Here is a 20462-nt window from a genome sequence, read left to right as displayed (position 1 = left end):
GACTCATGACCCACACGTCAACCCTCGCCCGGGGCGGAGCCGACACCTCCGCCCCGGCGCGGCGCCCTCGCAGGCGGGCCGGCCGTCCGGCCCTGTCCGCCAAAGCCGTCCCGTACGTCCTGATCCTGCCCGGCCTCCTGGTCATCGGCGCGCTCCTGCTCTACCCGCTGTACCAGATGGTCGAGATGTCCTTCCACAAGGTCGGGCTCCGGCAGATCAAGGCCGTCAACCCCGCGCCCGCCGAGTTCGTCGGCGGGGACAACTACGCCCAGATCTTCGGCTCCGACCTGTTCTGGTCGTCGCTGCGCAACACCATGCTCTTCGCCGTCGTGACCGTCGCGCTGACCCTCGTCCTCGGCACCCTCGTCGGCCTGCTGCTGCACCGGCTGGGCCCGAAGATGTCGACCTTCGTGGTCGTCGGCATCATGGCCGCGTGGGCCACCCCGCCCACCGCGCAGGCCATCGTCTGGAAGTGGCTGTTCGACTCCGACGCCGGAGTGGTCAACTGGGCGCTGAACCTGCTGCCCGACGGCCTCTCGACCCTGCTGTCCGGCCAGGCCGACTGGAGCGGGCACCCCTGGTTCAACGACACGCTCACGCTCTACTTCGTGCTGGTGATGGCCGTGGTGTGGGCGTCCTTCCCGTTCATCGCGGTGTCGGTGCTGGCCGGGCTCAAGAGCATCCCCGGCGAGCTGTACGAGGCGGCGAGGATGGACGGGTCGGGCGCGGTCACCACGTTCCGGCGGATCACGCTTCCGCTGCTCAAGCCGGTGTTCTCGGTGCTGGTCGTGCTGTCGGTCATCTGGGACTTCAAGGTCTTCACCCAGCTCTACCTGCTGGCGGGCGGCACCACGAACCGGGACGCGTTCAACCTGTCGCTGTGGAGCTACTCCGAGGCGTTCGGCGGCAGCTCGCCGAAGCTCGGTCTCGGCGCCGCCATCGCGGTCGTGCTGACGGTGATCCTGCTGCTGATCACCTTCGTGTACGTCCGGCAGATCGTGAAGACGGAGGACGACATCCGATGAGCCCGCTCGCGCGCAGGAGGCTCGGGCGGATCGCGCTGAACGCGGCCGGGGTCGCGGTGTTCCTCTTCGCGGTCTTCCCCGTCTACTGGATGGTCGCCACGGCGTTCAAGCCGAACGACCAGATCTTCACCACGAGCTTCATCCCGTTCCCCAGCCCTCCTTCGCTGGACCACGTCCAGCGAGTCTTCACGAAGGGCGTGGGCGAGCTCCCCATCTGGCAGTACCTGCTCAACAGCACGATCGTGGCGCTCAGCGCCGTGGTGCTCGGCGCGGTCTTCGCGCTGCTCGCGGCGACCGCCGTGGCGCGGTTCCGGTTCCGGTTCCGCACGTCGTTCCTGATTCTGCTGCTGATCGTACAGATGGCGCCGGCCGAGGCGCTGCTGATCCCGCTGTTCACCATGATCAAGAGGCTCGGCCTGTACGACCAGCTGCTCGGCCTGATCGTCGTCAACGTCGGCCTGACGCTGCCGTTCTCCGTCTGGATGCTGCGCACGTTCGTCGCCGCCGTGCCCAGGGAACTGGAGGAGGCGGCCTGGATCGACGGCGCCGGCCGGTTCACCACGTTCTGGCGGGTGCTGTTCCCGCTGGTCGCGCCCGGCCTGGTCGCCACCAGCATCTTCGCCTTCATCACCACCTGGAACGAGTTCGTGTTCGCCCTGACCCTCATCAACGACCAGGGCAGGTACACGATGCCGGTCGCCCTGAAGTTCTTCGTCGGCCAGCGGTCGACCGACTGGGGCGGCATCATGGCCGCCTCGACCCTGATGACCATCCCGGTCCTCGTCTTCTTCCTGCTGGTCCAGCGGCGGATGGTCTCCGGCCTCGTCGCGGGCGCGGTCAAGGGTTAAGCACACCCCCACGGGCACCCCCGCTCCGTACGGCCACCCGCACCGGTGGCCGTACGGGCCCTGCCCGCGCGCCCCCAATCCGTTCTTCCACTCTCATCGAGGAGCCGAGACACCATGTCCGCCACCCGCGACTCCCTGCCGGGGGCCGCAGACCTGTCCACGCGCACCGGCCTGTCCACGCGCACCGGCCTGTCCACGAGCACCGGCGACCCGGGCCTGCACCGGCTCGCGGCGGGCGCGCTGCTCATCTCGTTCCAGGGCACGACCGCGCCGGACTGGGTCCTGCGCGGCCTGGAGGACGGCCTCGGCGGCGTGTGCCTGTTCGGCTTCAACGTGGCCTCGGGCGAGCAGGTGGGCGCGCTCACGGCCCGGCTGAACGAGGCGGCGCGGCCCGTGGTCTCCCTGGACGAGGAGGGCGGGGACGTCACCCGGCTGGCCTACCACACCGGGAGCGCCTATCCGGGCAACGCGGCGCTCGGCCGGGTGGACGACGTCGGCCTGACCGAGCGTGTCTACCACGCCATGGCCGGCGACCTCGCCCGGTGCGGGGTGAACCTCGACATGGGTCCCGTGGCCGACGTCAACACCGCCGACGACAACCCGATCATCGGCACCCGCTCGTTCGGCCCGTCGCCGGACCTCGTGGCGCGGCACACGGTCGCCGCCGTACGCGGCCTGCAGTCGGCCGGGATCGCCGCCTGCGTGAAGCACTTCCCCGGCCACGGCGCCACCCACCAGGACTCCCACCTGGAGATCCCGCTGGTGGACGCCTCCCTCGATTTGCTGAGAGAGCGTGAGCTGGTCCCCTTCGTCGCGGCGATCGAGGCGGGCGCGAGGTCGATCATGACGGCGCACGTGGCGGTGCCCGAGCTGACCGGGGACCTGCCGGCCACGCTCAGCCGGGAGGCGCTGACCCGGCTGCTGCGCCGTGAACTGGGCTACGACGGCGTGGTGGTCAGCGACGCCCTCGACATGCACGCGATCACCGGAAGCGTGGGGCTCGCCGAGGGCGCCGTGCTGTCCCTGGCCGCGGGCGCCGACCTGCTGTGCCTCGGGCCGCTGCCCACACCGCAGGACGTACGGCGGATGGTGGCGCACATCGCGGCCGCCGTCACCGAGGGCAGGCTCGCCGCCGGGCGCCTGGAGGAGGCGGCGGGGCGGGTGGACCGGCTGCGTGACCGGTTCGCCCGGCCGGGCGCGTCCGCCGGAGACGAGAGCCAGGTCGTGGGGCTGGACGCGGCCCGCCGCGCCGTGTCGCTGACGGGCTCGGCGGCGCCGCTGGTCGACCCGTTCGTGGTCGAACTGGACACTCCGCCGACGATCGCGGTGGGCGAGGTGCCCTGGGGGGTCGGGCCGTGGCTGCCACAGGCGGAGATCGTCCGGGTCCGGCCCGAGGACGCCGACGCCGCCGCGCTGCTCGGCCGGGCGCGGGGCCGCTCGCTGATCGTGGTCGTGAAGGACGCGCACCGGCACCCGCGCAGCCGGGACCTGATCTCCGCGCTGCTCGCGGCCCGCCCGGACGCGGTCGTCGTGGAGATGGGCCTGCCGATCTGGCGGCCCGGGGCGGGCGCCTACCTCGCCACGTACGGCGCGGCCCGCGCCAACGCGCGGGCCGCGGTGGAACTGCTGAGCGGTGGTCCGCCGGCGGTCGGGTAGCCGTCGCCGGCGTCGATCGCGGGTGAACGTCCGGGACGTGTGCCGTACGCGCACACGTCCCGGACACCCGCGGCGGGAATCGGCGTCCCGCGTCCGGCTCAGGACTGGTTGAACAGCGAGAGCGTCAGGGTCGAGTGGTACTCCCCGGCGGCGACGTCGACCGCGGTCCGCAGAGCCAGGTCGGCGTTGACCTTCGAGGTGCCGATCTCGTCGGTGGAGTTCGCGGTCGAGATGAGCAACTCCTGGCCCTCCAGACCCACGGCGGGCGCGCCGGTGCCGTCGGAGACGACACTGGAGACCGGCTCACCGGCCGACACGGCACCGGTGGAGGAGTCGGTCAGCAGGCGCGGGGTCCAGCCCAGGTACTCCGGGCCGATGGTCTTGGCCGGGTCACCGGCCGAGGTGAACGCACCCGCCTGGCCCACGACCGCCCAGTACTCCCCGGCGGGGATCTCCTCGGGGCCGCGGGTGTCGGTCACCGTGACCGTCGGCAGGGTCCCGGTGAACTGGCGGGCGGTGGCGTCGGAGCCGTTCTCCTGCAGGGCGACCCCGTCGTTGTCCGCCACGGTCATCGACAGCTGACCGGGAGTGGTGGTCGGCTCGATGTTCACCGAAACGTCGATGCCGTCACCCGGGCCGTCGGCCGCGACCGCGGGACCGGCCACACCGGCGAGCGCGAGACCGAGCACCGACGCGGCGAGTATCTGCGCGGGCTTCCTGGTGTTCATGTGGTTACTCCATCTGTGGGGGGGTGGGGATCCGGTCAGCCGGAGCTGACCGCGCTGTACGTGGCGTCGTAGGACGTGGTGACCTGCTTGCCGTCGACCGTCGCGGTCCCCGCCACCGTGGCCCTGCCCGCGCCGATCTGCTTGGCCCGCGCGTTGAAGGACTGGTACGCCTGCTTGCCCGGGGCCACGTCGGCCACGGTCGTGGAGCCGTACGGAGTCGTCAGCGTCACGGTCACCGGCACATCGCCGTCGTTAACGGCCGTCACCGCGACGTACACCGACGTGCCCACGCGGCGGGACGAAGCGGTGACGGTCAGCGGGACCTTGTTGCGAAGCGCCGACATGTTGACATAGCTGATCCTGGAATTGTCCAGCGACCCGCCGGGGTTGCCCGTGCCGCCGGGGGCGTTGTCGTTCTCGAACATCGGGTTGTATCGGCCCCTCTTCGGGCCCGAGGAGAAGAACGCGTCGTAGTCGATGACGCCGAGCCCGAACGCCGTCATGTCGTAGCCTTGGCTGGTCGCCGGGTTGTACGTGCCGTCCTTGGCGTGGAACAGCGGGAACCGCTCGTCCGCCCCCTGCACGACCCCCAGCGGGTTGAAGATGTTGGTCTGCGTCGACCCGTCGGGCGCGGTGAAGGTCTTGTGCTTGTGCTGGGCCACGTACGCCCAGAAGATGTCCATCTCCAGGTGGACCAGCCCGGGATCGGTGATCTTCAGGAAGTACTCGAGCCTGCGGATGCCCGAGGAGCGGGTCGGGCGTCCCTGCCCGTCCAGCGGCCCGCTGTCGAGCAGGAAGCTGTAGGCGACGTCGTGGTTGTGCGTGTACAGCTTGAGGCCGGCGTCCCTGGCGAGGGCGCCGAGCTGGTGCCACTTGTCCGCCGCGACGTCCCAGTCGGCCTTGTAGGCGCTGCTCGTGGGGTCGTTGCCGGTGCCGACGTGTTCCATGCCGAGGATGTTGGCGATCTCCAGTTGGAGCTTGAAGCGGTCCACGTCGGCCTGGCTCAGCGGCCAGGAGCCGGGAATGAAGCCGTGGTTGCCCTGGGCGCGCAGGCCGTTGTCGTCCAGCCATCCGCGCAGCAGGCGGGCGCCCGCCACGCTCTCCAGGTTCGCGCCGCCCTCGGCGTTCGCGTGCTGGGTGTAGCCGGCGAACTCGATCTGCGAGTAACCGATCTTGCCCAGTTCCTCGAGGGTGCGCCGGAAGCCGGCGGGCAGGTTCGGGTCCGCGAGCGGGTTGCGCGAGATGACGTCGCGGACGGTGTAGAGGATGATTCCTCGCTTCGCCGCCGGAATCAGCGCGAACTGGTCACCCTTCGTCTCGTCGCCCCCGCCGGGGCTCGCGTGTGCGGCCGAGGAGAGCAGGCCTGTGGCCGAGAGGGCCGTCACCGCCGTGACTCCCGTCGTGGCCGCGAGGAACTGGCGCCGGTTCAGTCCCAGCCTGCGGCGCAGCATCCGCCCGGACTCGTTTTCTTCTTCGAACGCGCTCATCGTGGTGTCAACTCCATTTTGTGTCGGATAAGTGTTGTGTCGGATACGTGGCGTGCCGGATCCGTGGTGTGCGGATCCGTCGGAGTGAAAAGCTCTGATCCCCCGATGACGCGGCGAGCCGCCGGTACCTCCGTGGAGCGGACGAGACCGCCGGGGGAAACCGGCCGGCCCGTCGGCCGGCCGGCCCCCCTTCACCGCTCGCCGGTCAGCCGCAGCTGATCGCGTTGTAGGCGGCTTCGTAGGACGTGGTGACCTTCTTGCCGTCGATGAACGACGTCCCGGTCACCGTGGCCTTGCCCGCGCCGATCTGCTTGGCCCGCGCGTTGAAGGACTGGTACGCCTGCTTGCCCGGGGCCACGTCGGCCACGGTCGTGGAGCCGTACGGAGTCGTCAGCGTCACGGTCGCCGGCACCGTGCCGTCGTTGACGGCCGTGACCGCGACGTACACCGACGTGCCCACGCAGCGGGACGAGGCGGTGACGGTCAGCGGCGTCTTGGCGGCCGGCGGAGCCACGACGACCGTGAACGTGGCCGTGGCGACGCTGGAGGTGTTGCCCGCCTTGTCGGTGGCCCGGTAGCCCACGGTGTGCGCCCCCGGCTGGTCGACCACGAGCGGCTTGGTGTACGGCGCGAACGGCTGCCCGTCGAGCGAGTACTCGATGGTGGCCACGCCGGAGCCGGCGTCGGTCGCGGTGATCGTCACCGTGGCGGAGCCCACGTAGTTCCAGGCCCAGTCCATGTCACCGGTGAGCTGCGCCGACACCGTCGGCGGGGTGGTGTCCTCCTGCTTGGGCGCCACCACCGTGAAGGTCACCGACTGCGCCCCGGAGGTGTTGCCCGCCTTGTCGGCGGCCCGGTAGCCCACGGTGTGCTTGCCGACCTGGTTCACCGACACCGGAGCCGTGTAGGCCTGGAACGCACCGCCGTCCAGCGAGTACTCCACCTTGTCCACACCGGACTCGGTGTCGGTCGCCGTGATCGTCACCGTGGCGGAGCTCACGTAGTTGCCGTCGGCGTCCTTCGTGCCGGACACAGCCGCCGACACCGTCGGCGGGGTGGTGTCCTTGGGCGACGAGCTCACGACCGTGAAGGTCGCCGACCCCACGTCGGAGGCGTTGCCCGCCTTGTCGGTCGCCCGGTAGCCCACGGTGTGCGCCCCCGGCTGGTCGACCACGAGCGCCTTCGTGTACGACGCGAACGGCTGTCCGTCGACCGAGTACTCCACCGTGTCCACACCGGACTCGGCGTCGGTCGCCGTGATCGTCACCGTGGCGGAGTCCACGTAGTTGCCGTCGGCGTCCTTCGTGCCGGACACGGCCGCCGACACCGTCGGCGGGGTGGTGTCCTTCTGCTGCGGGGCCACCACCGTGAACGTCACCGACTGCGCCCCGGAGATGTTGCCCGCCTTGTCGGCGGCCCGGTAGCCCACGGTGTGCTTGCCGACCTGGTTCACCGACACCGGAGCCGTGTAGGCCTGGAACGCACCGCCGTCCAGCGAGTACTCCACCTTGTCCACACCGGACTCGGTGTCGGTCGCCGAGACGGTGACCACGGCGGAACCGACGTAGTTGCCGTCGGCGTCCTTCTCACCCGACACCGACGCCGACACCTGCGGCGGCGTCGTGTCGGTGGGACCACCGCTGGTGACCACGAGCTCGCCGACCATGTTCCCGTGACCGGGGATCGCGCAGAAGAAGCGGTACGTGCCCGGGGTGAGGTTCACCTGGATCTCGTGCCTGCCCCCGTTCGTGTCGAAGGGGCTGGCGAGGATGTTGACGTTGACGTCGTGGTTGTAGCCGGGGCTGGAGGCGTCGAACGTCAGCGTGTGCGTCATCCCGAAGGTGTTGCCGGTCGACGGGTTGGTCTCGAAGACGATCGTCGCGGGGCCGGCGACCGCCGTGGTCGGCATGGACTGGTAATCGGTGTAGCTGTTGTCGGCGGTCCAGACGAGCACCTGCGCCGCCGCCTGGTTTACTTGCTGACTCTGGCTCTGGTTCTGCGCCGCGGCCCCGACCCCCGACAGGAACAGCGTCGGCAGGGTCACCGCCAGCACCAGCAGGGCCATGCGCCGGAGCATGGCGGGGGTTGCGAGCGCCCTCCGCGAATCACTCAGGAGGGCTGAAAGAGATCTCATGGGCATTAACCTTTGCACCTCTTATGATCTGACGCACTAGTGGGCGGATGTCGCATTCTGCCCGGCGTCACTCGGAGGGGGCGCCGGGCGGGGGAATCCCCCGCCCGGCACCGCCGGATCACCGGCTAGAGCTCGCGCACGCGGATGTCGCGGAACTCGGCCAGGTCGGTGTTGCTGTGGTTCTGCAGGCCGATGAACCCGCTGACGAACTGGCGCAGATCCGTGTCCGGGTCACCGCTGCGAGACGACTTCTTGCCCGGAACGTTATCGAACTCGTTGATCACCACGCCGTTGCGGATGATCGTGTAGTGCTGTCCGACCGCCCGGATCTCGTAGTCGTTCCACACCTCCTTCGGCGTCGGCATGGCCTTGTCCAGGGTGACCGGGGCGAAGTTGTAGACCGAGCCGGTCTTCTGGACCTCGCCCGTCGCGCCGTCGTAGATCTGGATCTCGTGGCCGCAGTAGACCCCGACCCATGCCTGATCCGTACGGGCCGACCCGACCGTCCCACAGCTTGTGGTGGGCCGGTTGTCCAGCGGGGTCCTCGTGTCGGGGAACCGGATGAAGACGCCGGTGTTGGCGCGAGCCGTCCCGGTCGCGACGTCCCGGTACTTCAGCCGCACCGAGAAGTCGGCGTACGCCTTCTTCGTGTACACCAGCATTCCCATACCGCCGGACGTCCGCAGCGTGCCGTCCTTCTGCAGGTTGAACTGCCCGGCCCCCGCCATGGTCCAGTCCTGGAAGGACTGCGCGGTTCCGTCGAAGACCGTCTTGTAACCGTTGGTCTTGCCGATGTCCGATCGTTCCGCCGCCTTGGTGATCGCGGCGGCCTCCCCGTCGTCGATGATCCCGTCCTTGCGGAGCTGGCTCACCACATCGCCGAGGTGGCTCACGAAGTCGCTCTGCTTCGGCCAGATGCGCTCGTCGTCGATCAGGTCGTTGATCGTGCAGCCGCCGCCGGCCACACGGTTGGCGACGCCGGTGTCGGTGTCCAGCAGCATGACCTTCGACCGGCTGTCGGGCGCCGGGCAGCCGATGGTGACATCGATCTCCCCGGTGGCCACCTCACCGTCGGCGTAGGTGACCTTCAGCTTCGCCTTGTAAGCGCCGAACTTGGCGTAGGTGTGCGTCGGGCCGGCCTCGGTCGACTTGCCGCCGTCACCGAAGTCCCACTCCCACTTGACGCCGCCGGCCCTGGTGTTGGAGAACGCGATCGTGTTCGGCGTGCTCTCCCGCACCGGCCGCCACGCGGCCTGGCTCGGGTTCGGCGTCGCCGGACCACCCTTGTAGGTGACGCGGATCAGCTTCTGGTTCGCGTGGAGCGTGAAGAAGCCGCCGGCGTAGTCGAGCATGTAGAGCGCGCCGTCCTTGCCGAACTTGGCGTCCATCCAGGCCTGAAGCTGGGTGCCGCCGCTGCCGGACTGGATGATGCCGCGCAGGTCCTCGGCGAAGGCCGGCGGACCCTGGTCCTTGACCGTCTTCGGGTCGACGGTCACGGCGACCCGGTTGTTGGCGTTGGACTCGTCACCGATGAGCCACTTGTTCTCCCAGTACGCCGGCCACGCGACACCGCTGTCGGTGTCAACCTCGGAGCGGTGGTAGGTCGGCCCGGACATGATCGCCTGGCCGCCGCCGCTGAGGAAGGGCTGGGTGAAGGTCTCGTCGCCCAGCTTGTAGGTCGGCAGACCGCTGCCGTCGTCCCGCTTCGGGTAGACCGGGCCGCCGCCCTGCGGCGAGAACCAGATCATGTTGGTGCGGGCCGGCGGGATGTCGACCAGGCCGGTGTTGCGCGGCGAGGTGTTCTTCAGGTTGTCGCAGTCGTACCAGTCGGCGGGCTGGCTGGCGTCGGTGTTGCTGCGGTCGCGGTAGGGCTGCTTGTCGCCCATGCAGTACGGCCAGCCCTGGTTGCCCGCGGAGGTGATGATCGTCGCGGTCTCGTACTTCGCCGGGCCCCAGGTCTCGCTCGGGACACCGGCGTCCGGACCGACCCATGCGGCGTTCAGCCAGTTGTTCACGGGGTCCCACTGGAGCCGCGAGATGTTGCGAACACCCATCACGTAGATCTCGGGGCGGGTCTTGCCGCCGCCCTCTTCGTCGCCCGTGAACAGGTTGCCCTTGGGGATCGTGTACGTGCCGTCCGGCTCCGGGTGGATCCGGATGATCTTGCCGCCCAGGTTGTTGGTGTTGCCGGCGGTGCGCCGGGCGTCCTGGAACGAGAGGCCCTTGTAGTCCAGGGTCCAGTTGTTCCCGGCGTAACCCGCCCCGGCGCCGCCGGAGGAGTTGTTGTCACCGGAACCGACGTAGAGGTTGCCCTCGTTGTCGAAGGTCATGCCGCCACCCGCGTGGCAGCAGCTGTGGATCTGGGTGTCCCAGTGCAGCAGGTCCTTACGGGTCGCCTGGTCGATCGTCTCCGTGGCGAGGTCGTAGGTGAACCGCGAGATCGTCCGCTGGCCGATCCGGTTGTCCCGGTCGATCGACTCGTGCGGCATCCAGTAGACGTAGAGCCAGCCGTTCTGCTGGAACTTGGGGTCGGGGACGATGCCGAGGAGGCCTTCCTCGTTCTTGACCAGCTCGTCACCGCTGCCCCGGTTGCCCATCACGGCGAGCGTGGTGAGCAGCTTGACCTGCTTGGTCTTCGGGTCCCACTGGTGGATCGTGCCACAGCCGAGGCCGACCTTGGGGTCGTTCCAGTTGGCGATCACGCCGGTCGGGCAGGCCGCCCGGCCGACGTAGAAGACCTTGCCGTCGGGTGCGACGGTCAGGCCGTGGGGCTCGCCGATCTGGTCGAGCTGACCGGACTTGTTCGTCGTGGTCAACCGCTCGGTCACGTAGTTCGACGCGATGGTCGCCTGGCAGTCACCGCGGACCAGGCCGGCCGCCCACTTGATGGCGCCGCCGAGGTGGCTCTGGAACTGCTTGTCGCTGGTGTAGCTCGCCTCGGTGCCCCCCATGCCGGTGTAGAACGACCGGCCGCCGTCGTAGTCACGGCACCACGAGATCGGGTGGAACGGGCCATTGCCGTTCAGGCCCGCCTTGTAGAACCGCTCCTCGACCTGTGCGATCGTGTGGACCTTGCCGAGCGGGTTGGGCGCCCAGTTCATCCACTGGTCGGACCGCTTGACGGTGGGCGGAAGCCCCTCGTTGGCCGGGTGCTGGCGGTCGGTGAAGTCCACCTGCGCGTTCTGCACCTCGGTCTCCGGCGGAGGACCGGCGGTGGGGCCGAACAGGCGCAGCTCGGCCAGCTGGGTCAGGGGCTCACCACTGTTCGCGGTGATGTCCAGCCTGTACCACGGGTAGGCCGTGCTGTTGTCGAACTTGTATTCCTTGGTCTGGAACCGCTGCGGGAAGGTCTCATTCGTCCGCTTGTCCAGGTCGACCCAGGTCTGCCCGTCCTGCGAGCCCTTCAGCGTCCAGTTCTTCGGGTCACGGCCCGGAAAGTCGTTGGCCGAGGTCAGCGCGTAGTGGCCGACCACTACCGGCTTCTCCAGCCGCACCTCGGCCCACCCGGTGTTCGCGCGGGTCAGCCACTTGGAGTTGTTGTTGCCGTCGACCAGCTGGGCCTTGCCCTCGCTCGGCGGGTTCTCCCCGCTCACCCTGATCTCGGCGACCTTCTCGGCGGGAGGGATGCTGCCGGCGGGGCGGGTGCCGACCAGTTCGGTGAACCAGGAGGAGTCCGCCTGGGCGCGTACGGCATCGTGGACACCGACGAAACCGCCTCCGTCCCTGATGAACGTCCGGAACGCGGCCTCCTGGGCGGCGTTCAGCGTCACGCCGTTGGCGGACAGGAACACCACGCCGCGGTAGCGCGCCAGGTTCTCGGAGGTGAAGACCGAAGGGTCCTGGGACACGTCGACGGAGAAGCCGTTGGCCTTGCCCAGGTCCTTGACCGACGCCGCGGCCCGCTCGACCGGATCGTCCTGTTTCGCTGCCGGGCCGTGGAACACCAGCACGCCGGCCGGGGCGTCGTCGGCCTGCATCTGTACGCCGTGACCGGCCGGGGCCGGGTCGTCCGGTGTGGTCGGCGCGGCCACGACCGGCAGCGTCGCCATTCCCATGGTCAGGGCGACGCCGGACACGATGATCCCGGCGCGGCGCCAGGCGGGTAGTCGGGGCTGTGCGAAGAGGTCTCCTCGACCCATCGTCCGCTCCTTCTGGTTGGGGGGTGCAACAGCAACCTTCGGAAGAGCTGCCTGATCAGCCGCAGTGGTCACGGGGCTCGGCGATGTCGGACGTGGCGCCGACCCTGTTGATCTCCTTGTCCCGTACCGATCGATCACTCCCGGTGACGGCAGTGGTGCCGTGACGTCTCCATCCCTCCGAGGCTGTGGTCAACTCCTCAGGCGCTTCGGCTGGAACGTAACAGTCAGGCAGCACTTCGTCCACAGTCGTGACAAAGTTTTGCGCTTCGTTACCATACTTCTAGAAAGAATCAGCAAAAGCTTCGTCACCCGGCGACGAAAGCGCCGTTTTACCTGCCCATATTCCCCTGGGGCGGCCTGCCCCTTACTCTGTATGCCAGCCTTGAGTCCCCTGCACCACGTGGTATCCACCGACCCGCCGCCGGAACTACGGACCCCCCCAGCTCGCCGCACCCGGGCGAGCGCCGTACCCGATTGGGAACCCATGACCGAGAAAAGCACCGATGTGACGCGACGCCTGCTCTCCCGGCGCGCCTTCGCCACCACCGCGGCGACAGCCGCCGCGGTGGCGCCGTTCGCCGTGGCGAGCCAGGTCAACGCGGAATCGCCCGAGCAGATCGCGGGCCGGACCGCGGGCACGCCGGGTGACGTCCGCCGCATCACCCTCTACGCGGAGAAGCTGGCGGACGGCCAGATGGGCTACGCCCTGGAGCCGGGCAAGCCCACGATCCCCGGCCCCCTCATCGAGATGATCGAGGGCGAGACCCTCGAAATCGAGCTGGTCAACAACACCGACGTGACCGCCAGCCTGCACGTCCACGGCGTGGACTACGAGTGGAACAGCGACGGCACGCGGATGAACGCCAGCGTGGTGCAGCCCGGAGGCCGGTACGTCTACACCTGGCGCACCCACGCCCGGATCGACCGCGCGGACGGCACGTTCGCACCGGGCAGCGCGGGTTACTGGCACTACCACGACCACGTCGTGGGGACCGACCACGGCACGGGCGGCATCCTGCGCGGACTCTACGGGCCGCTGGTGGTGCGCCGCACCGGCGACGTGCTCCCGGACAAGACCCTCACCGTCGTCTTCAACGACATGAAGACCAACAACCTCACCCAGGCGCCCGACTTCACCGCCAAACTCGGCGAACGCGTGGAGTTCGTCGTCATCGCCCACGGCAACTTCTTCCACACCTTCCACATCCACGGGCACCGCTGGGCGGACAACCGCACCGGCATCCTGGAAGACCTGGAGGACCCGAGCCGGATCATCGACACCAAGACCACCGGACCCGCCGAGTCGTTCGGCTTCCAGGTAATCGCCGGTGAGCGCGTCGGCCCCGGGAAGTGGATGTACCACTGCCATGTCCAGGGTTATTCCGACATGGGAATGGCCGGGGTGTTCACGGTGACCGGCGCGAGCGAGAACGTGCCGCTGACCGTCACCGCCTCGGCCCGCTGCGTGGGCACGTCGGTGTACGTCGCGGTGACGGCCGTCAACGACGGCAAGGTGCCGGCGACCGTGACGCTGACGACTCCGTACGGCTCCACGACCGTGGCCGACGTGGCCCCGGGCAAGCAGGCGTACCAGTCCTTCAACGCGCGGGCCAAGCAGATCGGCGCCGGCAGGGCCACGGTCACGGGGACCGCGACGATCGGCGGCAAGAAGGTCACCACGTCCTACGAGGCCGGCTACAACGCGACGAGCTGCGGCTGACGCCGCCTTCGAAAGCGCCCTTCCACCCCCCTCAGCTCGCCGCACCCGGGCGAGCGCCGTCACCGATTGGGAAGCCATGACCGAGAAAAGCACCGATGTGACGCGACGCCTCTTCTCCCGGCGCGCCTTCGCCACCACCGCGGCGACAGCCGCCGCGATCGCACCGTTCGCCGTGGCGAGCCAGGTCACCGCGGCGCCCGCGGACACGATCACGGGCAGGACCGCGGGCACGCCGGGGGGCGTCCGCCGCATCACCCTCTACGCGGAGAAGCTGGCGGACGGCCAGATGGGCTACGCCCTGGAGCCGGGCAAGCCCACGATCCCCGGCCCCCTCATCGAGATGATCGAGGGCGAGACCCTCGAAATCGAGCTGGTCAACAACACCGACGTGACCGCCAGCCTGCACGTCCACGGCGTGGACTACGAAACGTCCAGCGACGGCACGCGGATGAACGCCAGCGTGGTGCAGCCCGGAGGCCGGTACGTCTACACCTGGCGCACCCACGCGCCGGCCGAACGCCCGGACGGCACCATCGAGCCCGGCAGCGCGGGCTACTGGCACTACCACGACCACGTCGTGGGGACCGACCACGGCACGGGCGGCATCCTGCGCGGACTCTACGGGCCACTGGTGGTGCGCCGCACCGGCGACGTGCTCCCGGACAAGACCCTCACCGTCGTCTTCAACGACATGAAGACCAACAACCTCACCCAGGCGCCCGACTTCACCGCCAAGCTCGGCGAACGCGTGGAGTTCGTCGTCATCGCCCACGGGAACCTCTTCCACACCTTCCACATCCACGGGCACCGCTGGGCAGACAACCGCACCGGCCTGCTGAACGGCCCGAAGGACCCGAGCCGGATCATCGACACCAAGACCACCGGACCCGCCGAGTCGTTCGGCTTCCAGGTGATCGCCGGTGAGCGCGTGGGCCCCGGGATGTGGATGTACCACTGCCACGTACAGAGTCATTCCGACATGGGGATGGCCGGGATGTTCACGGTGACCGACGCGAACGGGAACGTGCCGGGTCACTCCATGGACGGAATGCCGGGCCACTCGATGAGCGGCATGCCGGGCCACTCCATGGAAGGCATGTAACGGCGACGCCGTCCCACGCCCGACCGGGGGCTTCGACGGGGAAGCCCTCCCTATGCCGTGAAGATCTCCTCACGGGCCTGGTCGAGTGCGGCGAGGACGGCGCCGCGCAACACCGGGTTGCCGTCCACCTGGCTCGTGATCACCTGAGGCGGTATCGGGCAGATGCGGGCCACGGCCTCCTCCACACGGGTGGCCAGGCCCTCCCCGCCCGCCCGGCAGACCTCTCCGGCCAGGACCACGAGGCCGGGGTCGAGCACCACGCACACCGAGGCCACGCCGAGCGCCAGCCGCGCGGCGACCTCGTCGAGCAGGGGCTCGCCCGTAGCACCCGCCGCGACCGCGGCGGTCACGCAGTCGGCCGCGGTGTCTCCGCCGAAGCCGTGCTCGCGGGCGAGTTCGCCGACCGCCTCCGAGCTGACCAGCGACTGCAGGCCGCCCCGCAGCGACGGCAGCCGCCCGGGGATCGCCCGCACGTCGTCGGCGAGGGGCACCCCGGGCACCGGAAGATATCCGATCTCACCCGCGCTGCCCGACCTGCCGCGGTGCAGGCGCCCGCCCAGCACGACGGCGAGGCCGATGCCCCGGCCGACCCAGACGAGCACGAAGTCGTCGGCCTCGCGGGCGGCGCCCCGCGCGCGCTCTGCGATCGCCGCGAGGTTCACGTCGTTCTCGATCGTGACGTCACGGCGCAGGTCCCGCGCCAGCGCCTCGTGGATGCCCTCGTGCCACTGCGGGAGGTCGAACGAGAAACGCACATCCCCGGTGCGGGGGTCCACGACGCCGGGCGTGCCGATCACGACTCCGCGCAGCCGCGACAGCGCGACCCTGCCGCCACGGCAGGCCTTGACGACGGCGGAGTGCACCAGCGACACCGGGTCGTCCGCGCCGTCGGGGGACGCCGTCACCTCGGCGACGATATGGCCGTTGATGTCGGCGATCGCCGCCGACACCCGGTCGGGCCCCACGTCGAGCCCCGCGACGTACGCGCAGGAGGGGATCACGCCGTAGAGCGCGGCGTTGGGTCCGCGGTTGCCCGCCTGCTCCCCCACGACCTCCACCAGGCCGCGCTCCTCCAGGCGCGCGAGCGTCTGCGAGGCCGTGACCTTGGACAGTCCGGTGAGCTGGCCGATCTGGCCACGCGTCAGGGGACCGGAGGCGAGCAGCAGTTCCAGGGCGGCCCGGTCGTTGATCTCCCGGAGCAGCCGGGGCACGCCAGGACGTCGCTCCATACTCCCGCTTCCCCTCGTCTGAGTCTCCCGCTCACCGTCGGCGCGCACCCGCACGCCCCGCCGGTTCGCCGGGCCCCGCCGGCGCTCCCACCCCGGGCGCTCGTGAACGACGTGCGCCCGTGAACGAGCAACAAAAGTTTTCAGCAAAGCTTAGCGAGCCGGGGAGCGCGGAGAACGCGCCGGTCGCCGCTCACGGTAACGCCTCCGCCAGTCATGAGGATGGCTCATATGACCGCCCGAGCCGGACGAGACGAGGAGCGCCATGACCGAGACGGCCAGACAGCCGCACGCCCCGCCGCGCCGCGGGCTGCCGACTCCCCCGTGGCCGCTGGTCATGCTCGTGACGGGCGTCACGCTCCTGTTCGACGTCATGCGGGTGTTCCTGCCGTCCCTCATCACCCTGTACGGCCGGGCGGGCGAGACCTCCCCCGAACGCATGGGGCTCTACGCGGCGCTGTGGTTCGTCCTGCCGTTCGCCGCGATCCCCGTGGCGCGGCTCGGGTCGCCCCGCATCGTCCTGGTGGCGGGCGCGGCGGCGCTCGCCGCGATTCGGATCTGCCTGCAGGCCGCGGACGGGGGCACGCCCCAGCTTCTGCTCGCCTCCGCCGGGGTCACGGCGGGGCTGGTCTTCCTCTACGGCTGCGCGCGCACGACGAGGGGCGCGTGGGTGCCGGCCGGGCTCACCGGCGGCCTCGCGGCCGCGTCGATCCTCCACCTGGCCCTCGACCGGATGGACCTCGTCTGGCGGGACGGTCCGCTGCCCTGGCTCGCCGCGGTCGCGCTCTGCGCTCTCTTCCTGTGGGCCGTCTTCCTGTGGTCCGTACGGCTCTCGCCCGCGTCGCCCGGCCCGGCCCCGGCGGCCGTGTGGTTCGCGTTCGGCCCGATGCTCCTGCTCGCGGGCATGTACGGCGGCGGCTCCGGGCTGCTGCCGCAGGAGGCCGGGCAGCACAGCGGGCCCTTCACCGCCCTGATGGTCGCGCTGCAGGCCGGCGCGTGGTGCGCCGCCGCCGGGTACGCCTGGACGTCGTCGTGGGGCTGGGCGGCGGGGCTCTTCCTCGTCGCCGGGGTGGCGGGGACGGAGGCCGGTCTGACCGGCCTCGCCGCCCTCGTCGCGACCATCGCCCTCGGCGCGTGCGCCGCCACCATTGGACAGGACACGGGCGGACAGGACACGGGCGGACAGGACACGGGCGGACAGGAGAGCGCGGCCCGGCGCGGGGGCGTCGCCGTGCTCGGCGGGATGCTGATGTTCCTGGTGGCGGTCTTCCTCTACTACGCGGCCTTCGACGCCGATCTCGGGTTCCCCAACGCGGTGGTCCCGGTGGCTGTGTCCGCCCTGCTGGCCGTCATCGCCCTCCGGCGGGGCCGGCGGCACCGGTCCGCCCCCGTACGGCGGGCGCCCCGCCGATGGGGCTCGATCGCGCTGTCGATCGCGCTGCTGACCGGGCTCGTCACCTGGCAGCCGCTCCCCGCGGAGCGGCCGATCGCCGGGAACGAGTTCACCCTCGTGGCGTACAACATCCGGATGGGGTTCGGGCTCGGCGGCCGGCTCGACCTCGACCGGATCGCCGCCTGGGCCGCGACGCGGCGTCCCGACGTGGTGCTGCTCAGCGAGGTCGACCGGGGCTGGCTGCTCAACGGCGGGCACGACGACCTGGCGAGGATCGCCCGGGGCCTCGGGATGCGCTATCACTTCGCCCCCGCCGCCGACCGTCTCTGGGGCGACGCGCTGCTCACGAACCTGCCCGTCACCGAGATCGGCTCCACCCGGCTGAACCGGCACGGTTATCCGACCGGCGCCCAGGCCCAGTCGATCGTGCTGGAGGTCGGCGACCACGAGGTGGGGATCGTCAACACCCACCTGCAGGAGCCGCGGGGACAGGCGCCCGAGGTCGCGGCGATCGCCCGGCGGCTCGCGGCGGCCGCCCTCCCGCCCGGCGTCGGCGTGGCCGATCCGCGACCGGTGATCGTGGCGGGCGACCTCAACACCACGCCGTCCGACCCGCAGATGCGCGCGCTGGAGGCCGCGGGCCTGTCCGATCCGCTGCGGGCGCTCGGCGACCCGCCGACCTCGCCGGCCGACGCCCCCGTGCGGCGGATCGACCACGTGCTGATCTCGAAGGGGCTCACGGCGGTGGCCGCCGACGTCCCCCGGGTGCCGTTCTCCGATCACCTCCCGGTCGTCGTACGCCTGCGCGTGGGGTGATGCGAGGGATGGAGTGGGGGTGAGACCAGGGTGAGAACGGAGGCCGCGTCGTACCGAGGCCAACCAGGCGGGATAATCGGCTACATGCGACTTTCTGCCCGTGTCGACTACGCCCTCCGTGCCGCCGCCGAGCTCGCCGCGGCGGGCGAGGGACCCACAACGGTGGGCGAGCTGGCCAAGGGGCAGGAGATGCCCCCCAAATACCTGGAGAACATCCTGCTCCAGATGCGCCGCGCCGGCCTCGTACGCGGTCAGCGCGGCCCCGAGGGCGGCTACGTGCTGGCCCGTCCGGCCTCCGCGATCTCCCTCGCCGACGTGATCCGCGCGGTGGACGGCCCGCTGGCCAACGTCAGGGGCGAGCGGCCCGAGCACGTCGGCTACCAGGGCGCCGCCCAGGCGTTGCAGCAGGTGTGGATCGCGCTGCGGGCGAGCGAGCGGGCCATCCTGGAGGAGGTCAACCTGGAGCAGATCGCCAAGGGTGAGCTACCCGCGAGGGTGACCGAGCTGGCCGCCGACCCGGCGGCCTGGGACTCGCACACGCCGGTGTGAGCCGCCCGTCCCTGATCGACCCCTGACCCCTGACCGACCCCTGATCGTCGCGGGAGGCTGGCGTGCCGGAGGGTGACTCGGTCTATCGGGCCGCGAAGCGCCTGCGGGAGGCCCTCGACGGCCGGACACTGACCCGCAGCGACTTCCGGGTGCCCCGGCACGCCACCGCCGATCTGCGCGGCCGGGCCGTGCTCACCACGATCCCGCGCGGCAAGCATCTCCTGACCCGGGTGGAGGGCGGGCTCACCGTCCACACGCACCTGCGCATGGAGGGCGGCTGGCGGGTCGGTCCGGCGGGCCGGCCGGTGCCCCGGGGCGATGTGGTGCGGCTGGTCCTCGCCAACGCCGAGTGGCAGGCGGTCGGCACCCGGCTGGGGATGGTCGACCTCGTGCCCACCGGCCGTGAGGACCGCGTCGTCGGGCATCTCGGCCCGGATCTGCTCGGGCCCGACTGGAACCCCGGGCAGGCCGTACGCAATCTGCTCCGGGAGCCCGGGCGGACCATCGGAGAGGCGCTGCTCGACCAGCGTGTGCTGGCCGGGATCGGCACGATCTGGCGGGCGGAGACGCTGTGGGCCGCGCGCCTGTCGCCGTGGCGCACCATCGGGTCGATCCCGCCGGAGGCGCTGGAGTCGCTGGTCTCGACCGCGCACCAGCTGATCGACGCGAGCAAGGACGCGCCGTTTCCGGTGACGAGCGGTGATCCGCGTCCCGGCCGGTCACTGCTCGTGTACGGCAGGGCACGCCGTCCGTGCCGGCGGTGCGGCAGCCCGATCGGCAGTGGCGAGATGGGTCCGCAGCCGTCCGAGCGGCTCATCTACTGGTGTCCCGCCTGCCAGCGCCCATAGCGGCGCACAGGGAACAAGCACAGGGAACAAGCACGGGGAATACGCACAGGGAACAGTCGTGATACAGGTCCGGCACATGCCGGACACTGTGCCGGGGCACTACCAGGTGCCGGGGCACAATCGCCACACACCCGGGGCCGGGCGTCTGGCGCCGGGCACGGCGACAGGACCTCTGCCGCGGGCGAGGCCCGGGCGGCGGAAGCGCCGTCTACGCGGCGACCATGTCCTTGACCTCAGGGAAGCCGTCGAACTCGGGGCCGGCGGGCACGGTCTCGGGAATCGGCAGCCGCTCGTGCTCGGGCAGCTCCGCGAGCATGGGGGCGGCCTGCAGTTCGGCGAGCGCGAACTGGTCGGACACCTCACGCAGCACCTGGGACAGTGGGACACCCAGTGCGCCGCAGATCGAGGCGAGCAGCTCGGAGGAGGCTTCCTTCTGGCCGCGTTCGACCTCGGACAGATAGCCGAGTGAGACACGGGCCACGGTGGAGACCTCGCGAAGGGTGCGATTCTGCCGCACCCGCAGCCGCCGCAGTACGTCACCGAGCAGCTGACGCAGCAGGATCATCTGTCGCTCCCTCCCCAGGGGGGACGCCTTCACGACGCCTCGCACGGTGGGCTCATGTCGCCCCTTCTTCATCTGCCCTTCGTACATACGCCTCGCCGTCATCATTGGTTCGCTCGGCCCCTTCGCCGGGCGTGCGCCTGTCTTGCTCCTCGCCGATGGCTCACGGACCTCACTCACAGCTCCACCGTACCTGTAGAGGGCGACACCGCGGCAGACCGTGGCGAGC

At 70.4% G+C, this 20462-nt stretch carries 14 protein-coding genes; 8 read left to right on the top strand and 6 right to left on the bottom strand.

The features are described from left to right. The first annotated feature begins 5 nt into the window (after positions 1–5). The 3 genes from OG344_RS19110 (at position 6) to OG344_RS19100 (ending at position 3529) form a co-directional block, all read left to right on the top strand. The gene (locus tag OG344_RS19110) at positions 6–1025 is read left to right on the top strand and encodes a carbohydrate ABC transporter permease (RefSeq protein ID WP_405084245.1); all 1020 of its coding nucleotides are present in this window, start codon (positions 6–8) and stop codon (positions 1023–1025) included. Continuing rightward, positions 1022–1873, top strand: a complete 852-nt coding sequence (locus tag OG344_RS19105) for a carbohydrate ABC transporter permease (RefSeq protein ID WP_327044651.1) — start codon at positions 1022–1024, stop codon at positions 1871–1873. The genes OG344_RS19110 and OG344_RS19105 overlap by 4 nt, the downstream gene beginning before the upstream one ends. Positions 1874–1987: 114 nt before the next feature. Then, positions 1988–3529 (top strand): glycoside hydrolase family 3 protein, encoded by a 1542-nt coding sequence (locus tag OG344_RS19100; protein WP_405084244.1) that lies wholly within the window; start codon positions 1988–1990, stop codon positions 3527–3529. A 98-nt stretch (positions 3530–3627) separates the two neighbouring features. Here the strand turns inward: OG344_RS19100 and OG344_RS19095 are convergent, their stop codons facing one another. From OG344_RS19095 to OG344_RS19080, 4 genes are all read right to left on the bottom strand, one after another. Continuing rightward, positions 3628–4257, bottom strand: a complete 630-nt coding sequence (locus tag OG344_RS19095; RefSeq protein WP_327044649.1) for a hypothetical protein — start codon at positions 4255–4257, stop codon at positions 3628–3630. A gap of 35 nt (positions 4258–4292) precedes the next feature. Then, positions 4293–5744, bottom strand: coding sequence for a sugar phosphate isomerase/epimerase family protein (locus OG344_RS19090; protein ID WP_405084243.1), 1452 nt, complete (start codon positions 5742–5744; stop codon positions 4293–4295). A gap of 205 nt (positions 5745–5949) precedes the next feature. Beyond that, positions 5950–7809 carry an OmpL47-type beta-barrel domain-containing protein gene (locus OG344_RS19085; RefSeq protein ID WP_405084242.1) on the bottom strand — a complete coding sequence of 620 codons (1860 nt, stop codon included), beginning with the start codon at positions 7807–7809 and terminating at the stop codon, positions 5950–5952. 194 nt (positions 7810–8003) lie between these two features. Then, the gene (locus tag OG344_RS19080; protein WP_405084241.1) at positions 8004–12017 is read right to left on the bottom strand and encodes a ThuA domain-containing protein; all 4014 of its coding nucleotides are present in this window, start codon (positions 12015–12017) and stop codon (positions 8004–8006) included. Positions 12018–12501: 484 nt separating this feature from the next. Between OG344_RS19080 and OG344_RS19075 the strand changes: the two genes are divergently transcribed. Together OG344_RS19075 and OG344_RS19070 are read left to right on the top strand one after the other, a co-directional pair. Next, complete coding sequence (locus OG344_RS19075) at positions 12502–13737, top strand: multicopper oxidase domain-containing protein (RefSeq protein ID WP_405084240.1); 1236 nt, start codon at positions 12502–12504, stop codon at positions 13735–13737. A 76-nt stretch (positions 13738–13813) separates the two neighbouring features. After that, the gene (locus OG344_RS19070) at positions 13814–14839 is read left to right on the top strand and encodes a multicopper oxidase domain-containing protein (protein ID WP_405084239.1); all 1026 of its coding nucleotides are present in this window, start codon (positions 13814–13816) and stop codon (positions 14837–14839) included. Between the two features lie 50 nt (positions 14840–14889). Here the strand turns inward: OG344_RS19070 and OG344_RS19065 are convergent, their stop codons facing one another. Next, positions 14890–16068 (bottom strand): ROK family transcriptional regulator, encoded by a 1179-nt coding sequence (locus OG344_RS19065; protein WP_327044643.1) that lies wholly within the window; start codon positions 16066–16068, stop codon positions 14890–14892. 262 nt (positions 16069–16330) lie between these two features. Between OG344_RS19065 and OG344_RS19060 the strand changes: the two genes are divergently transcribed. The 3 genes from OG344_RS19060 (at position 16331) to OG344_RS19050 (ending at position 19671) form a co-directional block, all read left to right on the top strand. Beyond that, positions 16331–18274 carry an endonuclease/exonuclease/phosphatase family protein gene (locus tag OG344_RS19060; RefSeq protein ID WP_405084238.1) on the top strand — a complete coding sequence of 648 codons (1944 nt, stop codon included), beginning with the start codon at positions 16331–16333 and terminating at the stop codon, positions 18272–18274. Positions 18275–18358: 84 nt separating this feature from the next. Beyond that, positions 18359–18823: an RrF2 family transcriptional regulator gene (locus OG344_RS19055; RefSeq protein WP_405084237.1), complete on the top strand. Its 465-nt coding sequence runs from the start codon at positions 18359–18361 to the stop codon at positions 18821–18823. A 62-nt stretch (positions 18824–18885) separates the two neighbouring features. After that, on the top strand, positions 18886–19671 hold the full coding sequence (locus OG344_RS19050) for a DNA-formamidopyrimidine glycosylase family protein (protein WP_405084236.1): 786 nt from the start codon (positions 18886–18888) through the stop codon (positions 19669–19671). A 208-nt stretch (positions 19672–19879) separates the two neighbouring features. Here OG344_RS19050 and OG344_RS19045 read toward each other — a convergent pair whose 3' ends face one another. Then, complete coding sequence (locus OG344_RS19045) at positions 19880–20236, bottom strand: helix-turn-helix domain-containing protein (RefSeq protein WP_111699708.1); 357 nt, start codon at positions 20234–20236, stop codon at positions 19880–19882. Positions 20237–20462 lie beyond the last annotated feature (226 nt).

It is taken from the genome of Microbispora sp. NBC_01389 (genome assembly GCF_045040095.1).
Lineage (GTDB): Bacteria > Actinomycetota > Actinomycetes > Streptosporangiales > Streptosporangiaceae > Microbispora.
Note: the sequence above shows the minus strand (reverse complement) of the source record. Positions and strands in the feature narration are given on the sequence as shown.

Excerpts from the sequence above, each read along its gene's own strand:
- OG344_RS19110 (WP_405084245.1), top strand. The coding sequence starts at position 6 with ATGACCCACACGTCAACCCTCGCCCGGGGCGGAGCCGACACCTCCGCC.
- OG344_RS19105 (WP_327044651.1), top strand. The coding sequence starts at position 1,022 with ATGAGCCCGCTCGCGCGCAGGAGGCTCGGGCGGATCGCGCTGAACGCG.
- OG344_RS19100 (WP_405084244.1), top strand. The coding sequence starts at position 1,988 with ATGTCCGCCACCCGCGACTCCCTGCCGGGGGCCGCAGACCTGTCCACG.
- OG344_RS19095 (WP_327044649.1), bottom strand. The coding sequence starts at position 4,257 with ATGAACACCAGGAAGCCCGCGCAGATACTCGCCGCGTCGGTGCTCGGT.
- OG344_RS19090 (WP_405084243.1), bottom strand. The coding sequence starts at position 5,744 with ATGAGCGCGTTCGAAGAAGAAAACGAGTCCGGGCGGATGCTGCGCCGC.
- OG344_RS19085 (WP_405084242.1), bottom strand. The coding sequence starts at position 7,809 with ATGGCCCTGCTGGTGCTGGCGGTGACCCTGCCGACGCTGTTCCTGTCG.
- OG344_RS19080 (WP_405084241.1), bottom strand. The coding sequence starts at position 12,017 with ATGGGTCGAGGAGACCTCTTCGCACAGCCCCGACTACCCGCCTGGCGC.
- OG344_RS19075 (WP_405084240.1), top strand. The coding sequence starts at position 12,502 with ATGACCGAGAAAAGCACCGATGTGACGCGACGCCTGCTCTCCCGGCGC.
- OG344_RS19070 (WP_405084239.1), top strand. The coding sequence starts at position 13,814 with ATGACCGAGAAAAGCACCGATGTGACGCGACGCCTCTTCTCCCGGCGC.
- OG344_RS19065 (WP_327044643.1), bottom strand. The coding sequence starts at position 16,068 with ATGGAGCGACGTCCTGGCGTGCCCCGGCTGCTCCGGGAGATCAACGAC.
- OG344_RS19060 (WP_405084238.1), top strand. The coding sequence starts at position 16,331 with ATGACCGAGACGGCCAGACAGCCGCACGCCCCGCCGCGCCGCGGGCTG.
- OG344_RS19055 (WP_405084237.1), top strand. The coding sequence starts at position 18,359 with ATGCGACTTTCTGCCCGTGTCGACTACGCCCTCCGTGCCGCCGCCGAG.
- OG344_RS19045 (WP_111699708.1), bottom strand. The coding sequence starts at position 20,236 with ATGATCCTGCTGCGTCAGCTGCTCGGTGACGTACTGCGGCGGCTGCGG.